The following is a 319-nucleotide window of genomic DNA, read 5'->3' as shown; positions in this document are numbered from 1 at the left end:
GCACCATGCTGCGTAACTGCCGCCGTCTCCGTGTGCTGACATGGCACGTGCACGGCAACTACCTGTACTACCTGACACAGGCGCCGCACGATTTTTATCTGGTGACGAAGCCGGGTCATCCGCCTGGCTATGCAGGCAAAGTGGGCGTGTTGCCGTGGGGCGACAACGTCCACGAAATCAATGCGGACGACGTGCCGGATCAGGAGTTCGACGTGATCCTGTATCAGCACAAGACGCATTGGGAATACGACCGCGAGCATGTGTTGAGCGACGCGCAGCGCCGCTTGCCGCGCGTGTATATCGAACACGATCCGCCGCA

1 pseudogene is annotated in these 319 nt (G+C 60.2%); it reads left to right on the top strand.

What is annotated here, in order from left to right:
* Positions 1-5: 5 nt before the first annotated feature.
* Positions 6-319, top strand: a pseudogene (locus SB822_RS55880) (glycosyltransferase family 1 protein); the annotation flags it as partial.

It is taken from the genome of Paraburkholderia sp. SIMBA_054 (assembly GCF_046534875.1).
Taxonomy (GTDB): Bacteria; Pseudomonadota; Gammaproteobacteria; order Burkholderiales; family Burkholderiaceae; genus Paraburkholderia; species Paraburkholderia hospita.
The sequence above is the reverse complement of the archived record's forward strand: the minus strand, read 5'-3'. Positions and strand labels throughout refer to the sequence as shown.